The sequence below is a fragment of the Cobetia sp. LC6 genome, from assembly GCF_030264805.1.
Lineage (GTDB): Bacteria > Pseudomonadota > Gammaproteobacteria > Pseudomonadales > Halomonadaceae > Cobetia.
This window is the reverse complement of sequence record NZ_JASSPL010000016.1, coordinates 39842-54686: the sequence shown is the minus strand read 5'-3', so window position 1 is coordinate 54686 and position 14845 is coordinate 39842. Positions and strand designations below refer to the sequence as shown.

The following is a 14845-nucleotide window of genomic DNA, read 5'->3' as shown; positions in this document are numbered from 1 at the left end:
CATTTCACGCGTCGCTCTCGCGTCGACCGTCAGACGATAGACAAGCGAACAGTTACAAGACACAGACAATACGCCAGGGGCTGAGCCCCGACGACGAAGCCATCAGGAGATGCCACCATGAGTCACACACGTGCCGATCAGATTGCCGCGCTCGAGAAGGACTGGGCCGAGAATCCGCGCTGGAAAGGGATCACTCGCCCCTATTCCGCCGAGGATGTGGTGCGCCTGCGCGGTTCCGTCCAGGAAGCCAACACCTTGGCGACCCGCGGTGCCGAGAAGCTCTGGAAACTGGTCAATGGTGATGCCAAGAAGGGCTACGTCAACTGTCTGGGCGCCCTGACCGGTGGCCAGGCCATGCAACAGGTGAAGGCCGGCATCGAGGCCATCTACCTGTCCGGCTGGCAGGTCGCCGCCGACAACAACACCAGTGAGGCCATGTACCCGGATCAGTCGCTCTATCCGGTGGATTCCGTGCCGACCGTGGTCAAGCGCATCAACAACACCTTCCGCCGCGCCGACCAGATTCAGTGGCAGAAAGGGGCCAACCCCGGCGATGCCGGCTTCGTCGATTACTTCGCGCCTATCGTGGCGGATGCCGAGGCCGGTTTCGGTGGCGTGCTCAACGGCTACGAGCTGATGACTGCCATGATCCGTGCGGGCGCCTCCGGCGTGCACTTCGAGGATCAGCTGGCCTCTGTCAAGAAGTGTGGTCACATGGGTGGCAAGGTACTGGTGCCGACCCAGGAAGCGGTGCAGAAGCTGGTGGCTGCTCGCCTGGCCGCTGACGTGGCGGGTGTCCCGACCCTGGTCATCGCGCGTACCGATGCCAATGCCGCCGACCTGATCACCTCGGATGTCGACGACTACGACAAGCCGTTCCTGACCGGTGAGCGCTCCGACGAAGGCTTCTATCGCGTCAAGGCAGGTCTGGATCAAGCCATTGCCCGTGGTCTGGCCTACGCGCCCTACTCCGACCTGATCTGGTGCGAAACCGCCAAGCCGGACCTCGAGGAGGCGCGCCGCTTCGCCGAAGCGATCAAGAAGGAATACCCGGACCAGCTGCTGGCCTACAACTGCTCGCCTTCCTTCAACTGGAAGAAGAACCTCGACGACGCCACCATCGCCAAGTTCCAGCAGGAACTGTCGGACATGGGCTACAAGTACCAGTTCATCACCCTGGCCGGTATCCACAACATGTGGTTCAACATGTTCGATCTTGCCTACGACTATGCGCAGGGCGAAGGCATGAAGCACTATGTCGAGAAGGTGCAGGAAGCCGAATTCGCCGCAGCCGAGAAGGGCTACACCTTCGTGGCGCACCAGCAGGAAGTCGGCACCGGTTACTTCGATGACATGACCAACGTCATTCAAGGCGGCAACTCCTCCGTCACAGCGCTGACGGGCTCCACGGAAGAAGACCAGTTCTAGGCCGCTGACATCGCGGTATGGCACCTCGCAATGACAGGATTGCGCGAGGTGCCACCCGCAGACTGACCGAAGCCCGCTCACGCGGGCTTTTTCGTGCCTTGGCGCCTTGAATGCCCGCCGTGGATGCCAACCAACGTCGACGGATATCCCTGCGCTGACATTCATGCGGCATGGCTCATGCAGAAGTGCTCACACGGAAGTCCTTACGTGGCAGCACTCATACGTCGGTACTCACGTGGTCGGTACTCACGTGGTCGGTACCCACGTGGTCGGTACCCACGTGGTAGCACTCACGCGACCGGGAAGTGCAGAAGTTGCGTCACCTCAGCGTTTCAGGTCGGGAACCCGTCAAGGCCGACGTGGTCTATAATGTTAAGAAACAGTGTTCTCGCACGCCCGTCGTGACAGGAACCTGCTGGCGGCCCAAGGAAGTGATCGCCTACCTGAGCCTTGCTCTCTCAGCACTCAGCATTCTCCATCACAACCTCAAGCTGCACCGCATCATGCGAGGAGATACACCATGACACTCTCACTGACTCACAAACGATCGACTGGCGCACGCCGCTGGCTGCCCGTGATCGCACTCGGCGTGCTGACACTTGGCGGCTGCGCGAACAGCGACATCTACTCCGGCAACGTCTACACCGGCGATCAGGCCAAGCGCGCACAGTCCGTCAGCTACGGCACCATCACCTCACTGCGCCCGGTGCAGATCCAGGCACAGGATGAAGGTAGTGGCGTGCTCGGTGGCCTGGGTGGCGCGGTTGTCGGCGGCCTGCTCGGCAGTCAGATCGGCGGCGGCTCCGGTCGTGCGATTGCCACCGCCGCGGGCGCCATCGGCGGCAGCGTGGCTGGCAAGTCGATCGCTGACAAGGTCGACCAGATCGACGCCTACGAGATTGAAGTCCGCCGCGATGCCGGCGACAGCCTCATCGTCGTCCAGAAAGCCGATACCGCCTTCTCGGTTGGCCAACGTGTCCGCCTGGTCGGCTACGGCGCCAACCTGAGCGTCGCGCCTTACTGAGTTCTCGATGGTTGGCGCTCCCTTGCAGGGGGCGCCGACCGCTTGGTTTCTGTGCCCTTCTGCGGTGCCTGTCGCAGGCCCCGCCCAGGAAGCGTCGCCTCGCTTTCTCCTGCCTCCCCCCTTCGCTTCGTCCCCCCTCCTTCCAACTCACACAGCCATGGTTCGCCTCAATGGGTGGTCTGCAGATTGCCTATTGGTTAACAAGCTATGAAATCGGGATTTTTTGTGCAAAGTTATACATCTGCAGCCAAAATTGACTCTGTGTACAACTTTCCGTCCCAGGAGTTGCGATGCGTCCCGTCACTGCCCGTCCAGCAGGTTCTCGCCCAGGCACCCGCAAGCTGTCTTGTGGCATGTCATCTTCAAGAAGCTCCCCCCGCGCTTGTCCCAGCGCAGTCACTGACAGTCCCGGCGGTACCGCCGCCCTCAGCCATGCCCCGCAGATGGCACCGGCCTTCTCGACCCGGCGCCTGGGCATGGCATTGATCATGCTGGGTGCGGTGGCATTGGCCCCCATGGTGGAGGCAGCCGAGGACGAGGGTGGCGTGCTGTCATTGAAGGTCGAGAACGACATTCTCACCTCCGGCGATGATGGCCATTACACCAACGGCTTTGCGTTGAGCTACACCTTCGAGACACCACAGCAGCACTGGTCACGCTCATTCGCGGACTGGGTGCCCGGCTTCAGCGCTGCGCGACTGGACGCCACGGCCTACCGCTTCGGACAGCAGATCTATACCCCCAATGACATCACGCGAGATCAACCTGATCAGGATGACCGCCCCTACGCAGGCTACCTGTTCGGTGGCGTCTCGCTGTTCGCCGGTGAAGAAGGAGATGACTGGCGACGGGTGGATACCTTCAATCTGGATCTCGGCATCGTCGGCCCGGCCTCGGGCGCCAAGGATGCCCAGAAGGCGGTACACAAGCTGACCAGCAGCGATGAGCCGGAAGGCTGGGATCACCAGCTGCACAACGAGCCGGTGATCAATACCGGCTGGCAGACGCAGCTATGGCTGCCCGCCAGGGCCGCGGGGCTTGAGGTGGAGTACGGGCCATCGGCTTCCGTGGCGCTGGGCAATCTCTACACCTATGCGGGCGTCGGAGGCGGAGTGCGCATCGGCCAGGGGCTGACCCGCAGCTACGGGATACCGACAGTCGCGCCAGCCCAGGGCGGCCGTCAGTACTTCCATTCCGACGGCGACTTCGCCTGGTACCTGTTCGCCAATATCGAAGGCCGCGCGATGGCCTACAACATGCTGCTGGATGGCAATGGCTTCGAGGACAGCGCCTCGGTGGACCGTCGCCCACTGGTCGGCGACCTGCAGCTGGGCTTCGCGCTCAGCTGGCAACGCTGGCAGCTGGCGTTCGTCAACGTGTGGCGCACTCACGAATTCGAGACGCAGCAGGAGAGCGATCAATTCGGCTCGCTGACGCTCTCGACCTGGCTGTGAGTCAGCGCTGAGCTGCAAGCGGCACTGACAGGCAGCGATGGCTGAGCAGAGTCCGATGAGAAGAGCCTGATGGGCAGAAACAGATGAGCAGAAACAGATGAGCAGAAACAGAAAGGCCGGGCAGATAGCCCGGCCTTTCTGTCTGCGGGAAACGTCAGGCTTCCCGGAAGGTTGCTGCTGGTGAGATCAGTGCATCTTGACCTTGCTCATGCCCCAGCAGATCAGCTTGCCGCCGATCAGAACGATCAGCGCCAGCACGATCAATGCCATCAGCATGGAGATGGGATTGACGATGAAGGTCGCCCCCAGGATACCCAGGGCCACGCCCCAGACGTAGCGGTCACCGCTATCGATGCTCAGAGCCTCCGGCAGGACACGCTTGACGGTGGCACCCAGCGAGCCTTCCCAGCGGTTCAAGCACAGCATGAAGATCGCAGCGAAGCTCACCAGCCAGATCAATGTCACGGTCATCGAAATTCTCTCCTGAAAAATAGGGTCGCATGGCGCCTGAGTTGTCATTTCCCGTCAGGCGACGGGACAGAGTGTGCAGAGCGAGGCCACCTCGGGCCGCGCGTCAGAATCCGCAATATCCGAGTAGGCAGAGTAACCAGACCCCGTGGCCCTCGCAAGCCATCGCCCCAACCTTGCATGGCCGCCAGCAGGAAGGCCACTATACGCTGACAGGGCAACTCCGCCAGACACCTGATGATCCGACAGTTTTGCGCCTTTCTTCACCAATGACTTCGGGGTGAGAAAAAACCCTGCCTCGGGGTTGAAATGCACGCCTGCGAGCGTCACCTATACTTTCAAGACAAGGCAACGTGCGCTGGATTGCCTCTCCGGCAATGTCATCAGCGGGCCAGGAGCCACGTGATACGCGGCTTTTTTCCAGTTCCCCCCCTGACAGTCACCTCAGGGGCACGTTACCATTGACGTTCATATACCTATCGAAAGGCTCTCATCATGCAAATCGCCCAGAATGCCGTCGTATCCTTCCACTACACCCTGACCAACAACGAAGGGGAAGTGCTGGATAGCTCCGAAGGTCGCGAGCCGCTGGCCTACATCCACGGCGCTGGCAACATCGTCCCGGGCCTCGAGAAGGAACTCGACGGCAAGACTTCCGGCGACGAGCTGAAAGTTGCCGTCTCTCCGGAAGAAGGTTACGGCGAAGTCCAGGAAGCCCTGGTCCAGGAAGTACCGCGTGAAGCCTTCCAGGGTGTCGAAGACATCGAAGCTGGCATGCAGTTCCAGGCGCAGACCCAGGGCGGCCCGCTGATGGTCACCGTCACCAAGGTCGAAGGTGACACTGTCACTGTCGATGGCAACCACCCGCTGGCCGGCGAAACCCTGAACTTCGACGTGCAGATCACCAACGTGCGTGAAGCTTCTGCCGAAGAGCTGGAACACGGCCACGTTCACGGCGAAGGCGGCGTGGAGCACTAAGCTCCGCCTCTTCCCTCATCTGAGGCCTCGCCCCGGATGAGCACCTCCCATACTGTGGGAGGTCGGAACCGAAAGCCCCGCGACTGAGTCATCAGTCGCGGGGCTTTTTCGTGACTGCCTTCGTGTAGGCCCGGCTGGCTTGGCGCGCTGGTCAGACTGGCTCAGCCCTCTCTCCACAGGCCTGATCACTCATGCCCCCGGATCAAGCGCCGCAGTCGGGCGGCGTGGCATCGCTGGAAAGGCTCAGGCCACGAAACAGCGCCGTGGCATCACCGCCGGCATTGTCGCCGTCAGCCATCAGCGCAAGACCGGCAATCTCGCTCGGCTTGCTGTCAAACAGTGACGCGTAATCAGCACGCAGGTCGCGCACCACCGCCACCCACTGCCCCACCTTCTCGTCGCCGGATTCGACCGCCAGCAGCACGGCACGATCCGTGAAGGCATTGTCCCAGTGACTGCCTTGCGCTTCGTTGCTGGACCAGACGTAATTGATGGCTTCCACCTGCCACGGCAGGATGCCGGTCTTGTTGACCACATAGAGGCGTGCCGGATAGTCATCGCCGCCCTTGGTCTTCTCGTTCAGGCCCGGATAGATGCCATCCACCTGCCAGCACCATTTCAGGTAGGGCGTCTCTTCAAGCGAGATATCCTGCTCCAGATAGCGTGCGGACGCCTGACCCTGGGCGCGCGCCTCGAGCGCAGGGCTGCCGTCGCGCTCCACCACGCGATAGGCCGTCTGGCCTTCGAAGGTCTTCTCACCCCAGGCAAGAATCTGCGCAGGCGAGAAACTCCTGTCAGCCGCGTGGGCCACGGAGGGCAGTAGCGCCGTCAGCAGGCCGCTGGAGGCGACTGCCGCGAACAAGGGCAGGAATGACGGCAACTGACGGAAAGCAATCTTCATTGGCAGAACTCCGATGTGCCTGAGCAAGGCAAGTGAGGAAGGTGAAAAGCCATGTCACCGGAACGGCCAGGTTCGCAACGCATCAATCTGGGACGATGCCGTGATGCTCGTTCTGGTCCTGCGCTCGCAAGGTGACATACCCTCCCCATACGCGCGTCAGCGTGGTCAGGATGCATGCCGCGGCGAAGATCCACGCCAACCATGCGAAATGCTGTGGCATCAGGCAAGCCAACACGAAGAAGGCAATGGTCTCGGTGCCTTCGGTCAGGCCATCCAGATAATAGAAGGCCTTGCGCGTGAAATTGGGTCGCTCCAGCTGATGCTTGGCCGCCATGATGGCGAAGGCCAGAAAGCTCGAGCCCGTGCCGACGAAGGCGAACAGCAATGCCACCGCCGCCATCGCATTGGCGGCAGGGTCCGAGAGTGCGAACCCCACCACCACAGCGGCATAGAACAGGAAATCGAGACAGATATCCAGAAAGCCACCGGCATCGGAGCTCAGGCCGGCGTGCCGCGCCAGCGCGCCATCCAGCCCGTCCACCACCCGATTGATCAGGATCGCGGCCAGCGCGAGCCCGAAGTGCCCACAAGCCAGCAACGGCAACGCCAACATGCCGATGACGAAGCCCGCGAGGGTCAGCTGATCCGGATGCAGACCGCGCGCCGCCGCACTTTTCGCAAGACGTTTCAGAGGCGGCTGTACCCAGCGTGAGGTCCACTTGTCCAGCATGTTGCATCTACTCCCATGAGATCGTTGAGGTCATCGTCATTCCAGCGCCCGACAGGTGCTCAGCCGCGCGTCGGCGAGACCGAGCGCCCGGCAGGTACCGCACGCGCCAGCAAGTAGACCACCAGCGGCAGACAAGCCTGCAGGCAGGCGGCCACCGCGGTCAGACGTGGGTCGGCCCCCGTCGCCAGCGCCAGGGTTTCGGTGGTCAGGGTCGGGACACGCCCGCCGCCCAGCACCACCGTCGGCACGTATTGCGCGATGCTGACCGCGAAGGCCACTGCCCAGCTGATGGCCAGCGGCCTGAGCATCAGGCGCAGGCGGATACCGATCAGCACCTCGAGCCGTGAACGCCCCAGCAGACGTGCCGCTTGCTCGAGTCGGGTATCGAAGCGTGCCCAGGGGCCGGCCAGCGTCAGCCAGGCATAAGGCAAGGCGAACAGCAGATGGCCGATGACCACTCCCGTCCAACCGGGGCTGGCCCCCAGGCTCAACCAGCCGACCTGAAAGCCGAACAGGAAGCTGGCCTGCGGCAGCAGCAATGGCAGATAGAGGCAGACCACGAAGCCGCGCAGGCGGCCACTTTCCCGCTCACGCTCGAACACCGCCACGCTGAGGATGACGGCCAGCGTCGCCACCAGCAGCGCCAGCCACAGGCTGTTGCTGAAGGCATCACCCAGGCCTGCGAGGGCCTGGTGCCAGCTCTCCCAGCCCCAACGAGACGGCAACAGCGCAGGGAAGAACCAGCTCCTGGCCACCGATTGCACGCCGATCACCACGAAGGCGAGCAGTGAGATCAGCGTGACCCCGCCCAGCACTCCGCACGCGACACGCCCGAACATGACTTCACTCGCCAACGCCAGGCGGCTTGCGCGCGCCGGGTGATGGCTCATTACCCAGTCGCGGTGCCAGGTGAGCAGAGCGCGTCCCAGCGCCGCGCCCAGCGCCATCATCCCGATCACCAGCAGGGCCAGCATCAGGGCGCCGACACTCGCCGGCAGGCGCGCCGTCGGGTCACTGTCACGCCACAGTTCGACCAGGCGCACCGCCAGCGTCGGCGTGCGCGTCGGCCCCAACACCTGTGCCACATCCACCACCGCCAGCGAGTAGGCCAGTACCGCACCGATGGGCAAGGCGATCGCGCGCATCACCTGGGGCATCAGAATGCGCCAGCGCAGCTGAGGGATGCTGTAGCCGAGCGCCTGGCCTGCCTGCAGTTGCGCCGTGACCGGCAGGCGTGACAGCGCCGTCTGCGCCATCAGCATCAGAAATGGCGCCTCCTTGAGCGCCAGCCCGATCGCCAGCGAGAAGCCATGGGCATCCGGCAGCGGATACTGCGGCGGTACCAGTACCTCGAAAGGTGCCAGCAGCAGGCGCATCAGCACGCCGCTGGGCGCCGCCAGCCACAGCAGCCCCAGTGCCAGCGCCAGATGCGGCATCGCCAGTATCGGGGCCAGCAGACGCTCCATGCGCTCACCGAAGCGAGTCCCGGCGGCGGCCGAGACCCACCCCATGGTCAAAAGCACCGCCAGCAGCGTACCGCCGAGGCCACTGACCAGCGTCAGACGAAAGCCCTCCGTCAGTCCGGGCAAGGCCCACCAGCGTTGCCAGGCGACCGCCGAGACCTCCTCGAAGCCCAGTGTCGGCCACAGCCCGAAGGCCGGCGCGACCAGTCCGGCCAGCCCCAGCGCCGTCGGGCCGAGCAGCAACAGCAGGACGCCCCAGCGCAGCACGCGGGCGGGCGTCAGCGGCGCATGACCAGTGGCGGGCGCGACACGCCAGCGATCAGCGACCCATTGCGTCAGTTGCGATAGCGTCGCGCCCACTCGGCCTCCAGCGCATCGGTCCAGCTCGGATGTGGCTCGCTGAGCGGTGTGCCCAACGCCTCGGGCGACATGCTGCCCGGCAGGCTCGGCAAGGCCTCGAAGGCGGCGCGTTCTTGTGGCGGCAGGCGGGCGACATTCAGCACCGTGTCATCGCCCCAGCGCGAGGGGTCGGCCTTGGCGGCCTGGGCCTCGGCGGACATCAACTGATTGATCCACACCAGAGCAGCGGCCTTGTGCGGTGCACTGGCCGGAATCGCTAGATAGTGCACATTGCCGAGGGTGCCACCGTCATGGATATACGGCTCGATGGTCGGTGGCAACCGCCCTTCCTGACGGGCATTGGCCACTTCCTGAGGCACGAAGGTCAGCGCTATCCACACGCTGCGCTGAGCGAGCAGTTTCATCTGCTCTTCGGCACCGGCCGGCTGACGCTCGCCCTGCGCCCACATCAGCGGATGCAGCGCATCGAGGTAGTCCCACAGCGGTGCGGTCAGCCGCGCGAACTGGGCCTCATCGACCATGGCAGCGGCCAGCTCCTCGCGCTGCTCGGCGGGCATCAGTTCCAGCAACGCCTGCTTGAGGAAGGTGGTGCCGTGGAAGCTGGGCGGCTGCGGATAGGTCACGCGTCCGGGATGCTTTCTGGCCAGATCCAACAGGGCCCGCATCGAGCGCGGCGGCGACTCCAGCAGCGCGGTGTCGTACATGAAGATCAGCTGCGCACGCCCCCAGGGCGCCTCCAGACCGTCAGTGGCGAGTCCGAAATCGCGCGCGCCGATCTCCTCGAGCAGATAGTCGCTGTTGGGCAGGCGCTCCACGAAAGGCCCCCACACCAGCTCGGCCTGCTTGAGCGCACGGAAGTTCTCGCCGTTGATCCAGATCACATCGATGCTGCCATCACGGCGCCCGGCCGCCTTCTCGGCCAGCAGGGTCGAGACGCTCTCGGCGGTATCGGCGATCTTGACGTGGCGCACCTCGATACCATGCCGCGCTGCTGCCGTTTCGGCCTGGGCACGCAGATAGGCGTTGGTCGCCTCACTACCTCCCCAGGCATGAAAGTCGATACGTTGACCGCGTGCGCGTTCGGCGATCACCTGCCACTCGAGCGAAGCGAGCTCAGGGATCGGGCGCCCGGCCTGCGCATCTGCGGCATACGCCAGAGAAGCGGCCCAGGGGCTGGCAATGGCGCCGGCCAGCAAGACCAGCGAACCGCCCATCAGCGCCAGGGCACGACGGCGACCCGCCAGATGATTCGTCTTCATGAAGGGCTTCTCCTGATGGAAAAATGCCGCGTCCCGGACATGCGGGTGCGCGGCATCAGTCATCGATTAGTGTTTTTCAGCAGCCGGAGCACTCGCGGTGTCCGTCGCCTTGAGCGTCTTGGTCGGTTCGAAGCGGCCGTTGCGGCGCCAGGTGAAGTAACGATCGAGCACCTTGAGCACGCCTTCCGGCTTGTGGGCATTCTTCCACATGCCCGCCGCGGCCTTGTTGGCTTCCGACAGTGTCGGGTACGGATGGATGGTGGAGAGTATCTTGTTGAGACCGATGCCATGTTTCATGGCCATGGTGAATTCTGCCAACCACTCCCCTGCATAGGCACCGACCAGCGTCACACCCAGGATGCGATCACGCCCCTTCTCGGTGAGCACCTTGACGAAGCCTTCGGTGGCCCGCTCGGCCAGCGCACGATCGCTCTCGCCCATCTCGTAATGGGTGACCTCGTACTCATAGCCCTGGGCCTTGGCTTCGGTCTCATTGAGGCCGACACGTGCCACTTCCGGCTCCGTGTAGGTGACCATCGGCATGATACGGTAGTCGACCTTGAAGGTCTTCAGACCACCGAACAAGGCGTTGACTGCCGCGTGCCACGCCTGATGACCCGCCGCATGGGTGAACTGGTAGGGGCCGGCCACATCGCCGCATGCCCAGATGTTCGGCTGCAGAGTCTGCAGCGACTCGGAGACATCGATGGTACCGCGCTCGGAAACCGCGATGCCCAGCTCTTCCAGACCGAAGCCTTCGACGTTGGCTTCGCGCCCGATGGCCACCAGCAGCTCGTCGAACTCGATCCAGCTCTCCTCGCCGTCGGGAGAGCTCACGACCAGATGGCGCATTGGCTGACTGTCCTTGTCCTTGAGCACCTCGATGCGCGTGGCGGTGGAATTGATGCGCAGATCGACGCCCTCACCAGCCAGCTGCTCGTGCATCAGCGTACTGACTTCCTCATCTTCACGCGGCATCACGCGTGGCGCACCCTCGATGATGGTGACGTGACTGCCCAGGCGCGCGAAGCTCTGACCCAGCTCCATGCCAATCGGACCGGAACCCAGCACGACCAGGCGCTTGGGCTGCACCCTGAGATCCCAAAGGTTGTCAGAGGTCAGCGGCGTGATCAGCTCGATCCCGGGGATCGCAGGCACACGCGGACGAGCACCGGTGGCGATCACCACATTGCGGGTGGTCAGCACACGCCCATCGACTTCCACTTCCCAGGGCGTCTTGAGTCTGGCATTGCCGGTATGGACTTCCACGCCCAGGCTCTCGTAGCGCTCGATGCTGTCATGCGGTTCGACACTCTCGACCACGTCCTGCACATGGCCCATCACCTTGGCGAAGTCGATCTCCGGCTCATTGGCGGTGATCCCGAAGCGCTGGGACTGACGAATCTCATGAGCCGCACGCCCGGCACGAATCAGCGCCTTGGAGGGCACACAGCCGGTATTGAGGCAGTCACCGCCCATCTTGTGACGCTCGATCAGCGCGACACGCGCATTGACGGCGGAGGCGATATAGCTGGTCACCAGACCCGCCGAACCGGCACCGATCACGACCATGTCGTAGTCGAAGGTCTTCGGCTTGTCGAAGGCCGCCTGCTGCTTGCGCTTGCGCAGCACACCGACGATCTTCTTGGCGATCAGCGGGAAGACGCCCAGTGCGATGAAGGAGACGATCAGCCCCGGCGAGAGGATACCGGACAGCGACTCCAGCTGGCCCAGCTCACGCCCGGCATTTACGTAGATGGCGGTGCCCGCCAGCATGCCCAGCTGGCTTGCCACGTAGAAGGTGACCACGCGCATGCGCGTCAGGCCCATCACCAGGTTGACGATGAAGAACGGGAAGACCGGCACCAGGCGCAGGGTGAACAGGTAGAAGCCGCCCTCACGCTCGACCCCCCGGTTGAGTGACTCGAGCTGACGGCGGAAGCGCTTCTCGATGCTCTCGCGCAGCAGAGTGCGGGAAATCAGGAAGGCAAGCGTCGCACCGATGGTGCTGGCGAAGGAGATCAGCAACAGCCCCCAGCCGAAGCCGAACAGCGCGCCACCCAGCAGCGTCAGCAGTGCTGCACCGGGCAGCGAGAGTGCGGCCATCGCCACGTAGACGACGAAGAAGGTGCCCGCGACCTTGTACGGCGATTCCGCGAACAACGCCTGGAATTCCGCCTGGCTGGCCTTGAGGCTCTGCAGGGTGAAGTAGTCCTGTGCCCCGCTGGCAAAGAACACCACGATGGCAGCGACGATGGCGCCTAGAAGCAGTAACTTGCGTTTATTCACTGGCGATTTCCTTTTCGATTCCTGCCGTCATGGGCATGTCATTGGGAGGTACCGTGTCCTTACGAGGCATGTCGCTGACTGGATGCACTGATTCGCGTAGCGGAGTGAATGGCAGTGACTTGATCACGACAACGGTAACGTTTCATTCTGCATGTTCGCATCCATCCCACGTTGATTCGCGTAGAACCCTGATACAGGCAGTGAGTGAATGGCAAGGCCAGCCACCTCGCGGCCCACCGGGACATGGAGATTTCCATGTTCTCACTTCGAAGGAACGACGCCTTTCCCGGAGACATCATGACCCGATACACGCGAATCCCTTCCTCTGCGCTCAAACGCCTCACGCCACTGGCAAGCCTGCTCGGCGGTCTGCTGATTGTCGGCCACGCCAATGCCTTCGACCCGGAAACGGCGCCCAAGGGCGTCGCCGAGGGTGTCGCTCAAGGCCAGGAAGTCGCCATCTTCGCCGGTGGCTGCTTCTGGTGCATGGAGGGCCCCTTCGACAAGCTTGATGGCGTGATCTCGACCACCTCCGGCTATACCGCCGGCGAACAGGACAACCCGACCTACAAGCAGGTCTCCTCGGGGCGCACCGGGCACACCGAAGCGGTCAAGGTGGTCTACGAGCCGGAAAAGGTCAGCTACGACACCCTGCTGGATGTCTTCTGGCACAACATCGACCCGGTCGCGGTAGACCGCCAGTTCTGTGATGCCGGCACCCAGTACCGCAGCGGCATCTACCCCCTCGATGAGGCCCAGCGTGACGCCGCAGAAGCCAGTCGCGAGGCGCTGAAGGACAGATTCCCCGAAGGCATCGCCACCGAGATCGAGGCAGCAGGCCCCTGGTATGCGGCCGAGGACTACCATCAGGACTTCTACAAGAAGAACCCGGTGCGCTATCGCTTCTACCGCGCCGGCTGTGGCCGCGATGATCGTCTGGAGGAGATCTGGGGCGACGACGCGCCCGCGCACTGATCTCGCCCTCCAAGCCCTCTGAACGACAACGGCTCGCCAGATGGCGAGCCGTTGTCGTTTGCGTGCTCTGCTGTCTGGGCTGATCTCAGTCTCGATACTGCGTGGCGGCCCGGCGCCAGCACAGGGTCGCCAGCGAGAAGGTCACCGCCAGCACCAGTACGCTGGCGGCCACCACCCCGGGCCATCCGGCAGCCTGCCAGAAGGGCTCCAGCCAGAAGCCACCGAGACTCGCGCCCAGATAGTAGGCAGTCAGATACAGCGCACTGGCACTGGCCCGCGCGCCTTCGGCATTGCGTCCGACCCAGGCCGAAGCGGTGGCATGCGCGAGGAAGAAGCCGAAGGCATTCAGGCTCAGGCCGATCAGCATGCCGATCAGCGAATGACTCAGCGTCAGCAGCGTGCCGAGCACCACGATGCCGGTGCCCAGCATCATGGTCAGTGCCTGACCGCGTCGCTGAGCGATCGCCAGCGCGGCCTCGCCGTCCTCAGGCGCGCCCCCCGACACCAGCCGCCGTGCCAGCCGGCCAGACTGGGAGGCGCCGAAGGTGCCTGCCAGATAGGTCAGGAACAACAGCCCCAGCCATTGACTGCTGAGCGACCAGGGCGCCTCACTCAGTCGGAATGTCATGTAGCTGTAGAGATTGACGAAGATGAAGAAATTCAGCCCGCCGAGCAAAAACACCGGCCACAGACGGGGGTTGCGAAGATGACGCCCCAGACCTGCCAGCATGCTGCTCAGCTTGAGCGGCTGGGCGACGAAGCGTCTCTGGCGCGGCAGCAGCTGCCATAACACCCCCAGCACCAGCAGGCTGACACCGCCGATAGCGGCAAAGCTGACCTGCCAGCCCCAATGCTCCGCAATCACGCCCCCCGCGACCCGCCCGGAGATGCCGCCCAGTGAATTGGCGCTGATATAGAGCCCCACCGCCACCATCAAGGCGGGTTGCTCCATCTCGTCACTCATGTACGCCACTGCCACCGCCGGCAGGCCGCCGAGCAGAAAGCCCTGCAGCGCGCGCACCGCCAGCAGCGACCAGAAGCCCTCGGCGAACAGGGCCAGTCCTGAACAGGCCACCCCGCCGGCCAGGGTCCACAGCAGGATACGCCGCCGTCCCAGCGCATCGGACAGCGGACCGAACACCAGCAATGCGAGAGCCAGCGTCAGGGTGCTTACCGACAGGGACAGACTCGCCTGCAGCGAGCTCAGGCCCAGATCCGTCGCCAGCAGCGGCAGCAGCGGTTGCACCAGATAGAGGTTGATGAAGACCACGAAGGAACCCAGACACAGCGCCTGGGTCATGCGCCGCCAGTCACGCCCGCGCGCCTTGAGCGGTTCGGGCAGCTCTGCCTGTGCGGCGGAGAACGAGGAGGCGGAATCGGGGGAAGAAGACGCGGAAAGCGATGAAGCCATCAGGTACCTGCACTCAATCAAGCATGGGGATGGCGCCAGTCTGCGCCGCGCGCCCGCATCAGTAAAATATCTCGACATGATGCTGCCCATCAGCAAAGCTGATGG

General features: G+C 63.6%; 12 protein-coding genes. 5 read left to right on the top strand and 7 right to left on the bottom strand.

Features of this window, described 5'->3' with window-relative positions:
- Positions 1-117: 117 nt before the first annotated feature.
- The 3 genes from aceA (at position 118) to QQF40_RS15540 (ending at position 3906) form a co-directional block, all read left to right on the top strand.
- The gene (aceA, locus tag QQF40_RS15550; protein ID WP_253061421.1) at positions 118-1428 is read left to right on the top strand and encodes an isocitrate lyase; all 1311 of its coding nucleotides are present in this window, start codon (positions 118-120) and stop codon (positions 1426-1428) included.
- 520 nt (positions 1429-1948) lie between these two features.
- Entirely contained in the window at positions 1949-2452 is a 504-nt protein-coding gene (locus QQF40_RS15545; protein ID WP_175088427.1) for an outer membrane lipoprotein, read from the top strand.
- Between the two features lie 353 nt (positions 2453-2805).
- On the top strand, positions 2806-3906 hold the full coding sequence (locus tag QQF40_RS15540; protein ID WP_217485784.1) for a lipid A deacylase LpxR family protein: 1101 nt from the start codon (positions 2806-2808) through the stop codon (positions 3904-3906).
- A 186-nt stretch (positions 3907-4092) separates the two neighbouring features.
- Here QQF40_RS15540 and QQF40_RS15535 read toward each other — a convergent pair whose 3' ends face one another.
- Positions 4093-4377 carry a hypothetical protein gene (locus QQF40_RS15535; RefSeq protein WP_166018928.1) on the bottom strand — a complete coding sequence of 95 codons (285 nt, stop codon included), beginning with the start codon at positions 4375-4377 and terminating at the stop codon, positions 4093-4095.
- A 492-nt stretch (positions 4378-4869) separates the two neighbouring features.
- Between QQF40_RS15535 and QQF40_RS15530 the strand changes: the two genes are divergently transcribed.
- Positions 4870-5352 (top strand): FKBP-type peptidyl-prolyl cis-trans isomerase, encoded by a 483-nt coding sequence (locus QQF40_RS15530; protein ID WP_043333860.1) that lies wholly within the window; start codon positions 4870-4872, stop codon positions 5350-5352.
- 202 nt (positions 5353-5554) lie between these two features.
- Here QQF40_RS15530 and QQF40_RS15525 read toward each other — a convergent pair whose 3' ends face one another.
- From QQF40_RS15525 to QQF40_RS15505, 5 genes are all read right to left on the bottom strand, one after another.
- Positions 5555-6253 (bottom strand): DUF3047 domain-containing protein, encoded by a 699-nt coding sequence (locus tag QQF40_RS15525; protein ID WP_285461862.1) that lies wholly within the window; start codon positions 6251-6253, stop codon positions 5555-5557.
- Between the two features lie 82 nt (positions 6254-6335).
- Positions 6336-6983 (bottom strand): CDP-alcohol phosphatidyltransferase family protein, encoded by a 648-nt coding sequence (locus QQF40_RS15520; RefSeq protein ID WP_175088425.1) that lies wholly within the window; start codon positions 6981-6983, stop codon positions 6336-6338.
- Positions 6984-7042: 59 nt separating this feature from the next.
- A complete protein-coding gene (locus QQF40_RS15515; RefSeq protein WP_285461861.1) occupies positions 7043-8806 on the bottom strand; it encodes an ABC transporter permease in 1764 nt (587 codons plus the stop codon).
- The gene (locus tag QQF40_RS15510) at positions 8782-10065 is read right to left on the bottom strand and encodes an ABC transporter substrate-binding protein (protein ID WP_285461860.1); all 1284 of its coding nucleotides are present in this window, start codon (positions 10063-10065) and stop codon (positions 8782-8784) included. Before QQF40_RS15510 ends, QQF40_RS15515 begins: the two co-directional genes overlap by 25 nt.
- A 66-nt stretch (positions 10066-10131) precedes the next feature.
- The gene (locus tag QQF40_RS15505; protein ID WP_175088422.1) at positions 10132-12354 is read right to left on the bottom strand and encodes a dihydrolipoyl dehydrogenase family protein; all 2223 of its coding nucleotides are present in this window, start codon (positions 12352-12354) and stop codon (positions 10132-10134) included.
- 297 nt (positions 12355-12651) lie between these two features.
- Here QQF40_RS15505 and msrA point away from each other — a divergent pair, with 297 nt between their 5' ends.
- On the top strand, positions 12652-13329 hold the full coding sequence (gene msrA, locus QQF40_RS15500; RefSeq protein WP_285461859.1) for a peptide-methionine (S)-S-oxide reductase MsrA: 678 nt from the start codon (positions 12652-12654) through the stop codon (positions 13327-13329).
- 85 nt (positions 13330-13414) lie between these two features.
- Here msrA and QQF40_RS15495 read toward each other — a convergent pair whose 3' ends face one another.
- Positions 13415-14740: an MFS transporter gene (locus QQF40_RS15495; RefSeq protein WP_285461858.1), complete on the bottom strand. Its 1326-nt coding sequence runs from the start codon at positions 14738-14740 to the stop codon at positions 13415-13417.
- Positions 14741-14845 lie beyond the last annotated feature (105 nt).

Bases quoted from the DNA above. Each gene is read 5' to 3' on its own strand.
- aceA (WP_253061421.1), top strand. From the start codon at position 118: ATGAGTCACACACGTGCCGATCAGATTGCCGCGCTCGAGAAGGACTGG.
- QQF40_RS15545 (WP_175088427.1), top strand. From the start codon at position 1,949: ATGACACTCTCACTGACTCACAAACGATCGACTGGCGCACGCCGCTGG.
- QQF40_RS15540 (WP_217485784.1), top strand. From the start codon at position 2,806: ATGTCATCTTCAAGAAGCTCCCCCCGCGCTTGTCCCAGCGCAGTCACT.
- QQF40_RS15535 (WP_166018928.1), bottom strand. From the start codon at position 4,377: ATGACCGTGACATTGATCTGGCTGGTGAGCTTCGCTGCGATCTTCATG.
- QQF40_RS15530 (WP_043333860.1), top strand. From the start codon at position 4,870: ATGCAAATCGCCCAGAATGCCGTCGTATCCTTCCACTACACCCTGACC.
- QQF40_RS15525 (WP_285461862.1), bottom strand. From the start codon at position 6,253: ATGAAGATTGCTTTCCGTCAGTTGCCGTCATTCCTGCCCTTGTTCGCG.
- QQF40_RS15520 (WP_175088425.1), bottom strand. From the start codon at position 6,983: ATGCTGGACAAGTGGACCTCACGCTGGGTACAGCCGCCTCTGAAACGT.
- QQF40_RS15510 (WP_285461860.1), bottom strand. From the start codon at position 10,065: ATGAAGACGAATCATCTGGCGGGTCGCCGTCGTGCCCTGGCGCTGATG.
- msrA (WP_285461859.1), top strand. From the start codon at position 12,652: ATGACCCGATACACGCGAATCCCTTCCTCTGCGCTCAAACGCCTCACG.
- QQF40_RS15495 (WP_285461858.1), bottom strand. From the start codon at position 14,740: ATGGCTTCATCGCTTTCCGCGTCTTCTTCCCCCGATTCCGCCTCCTCG.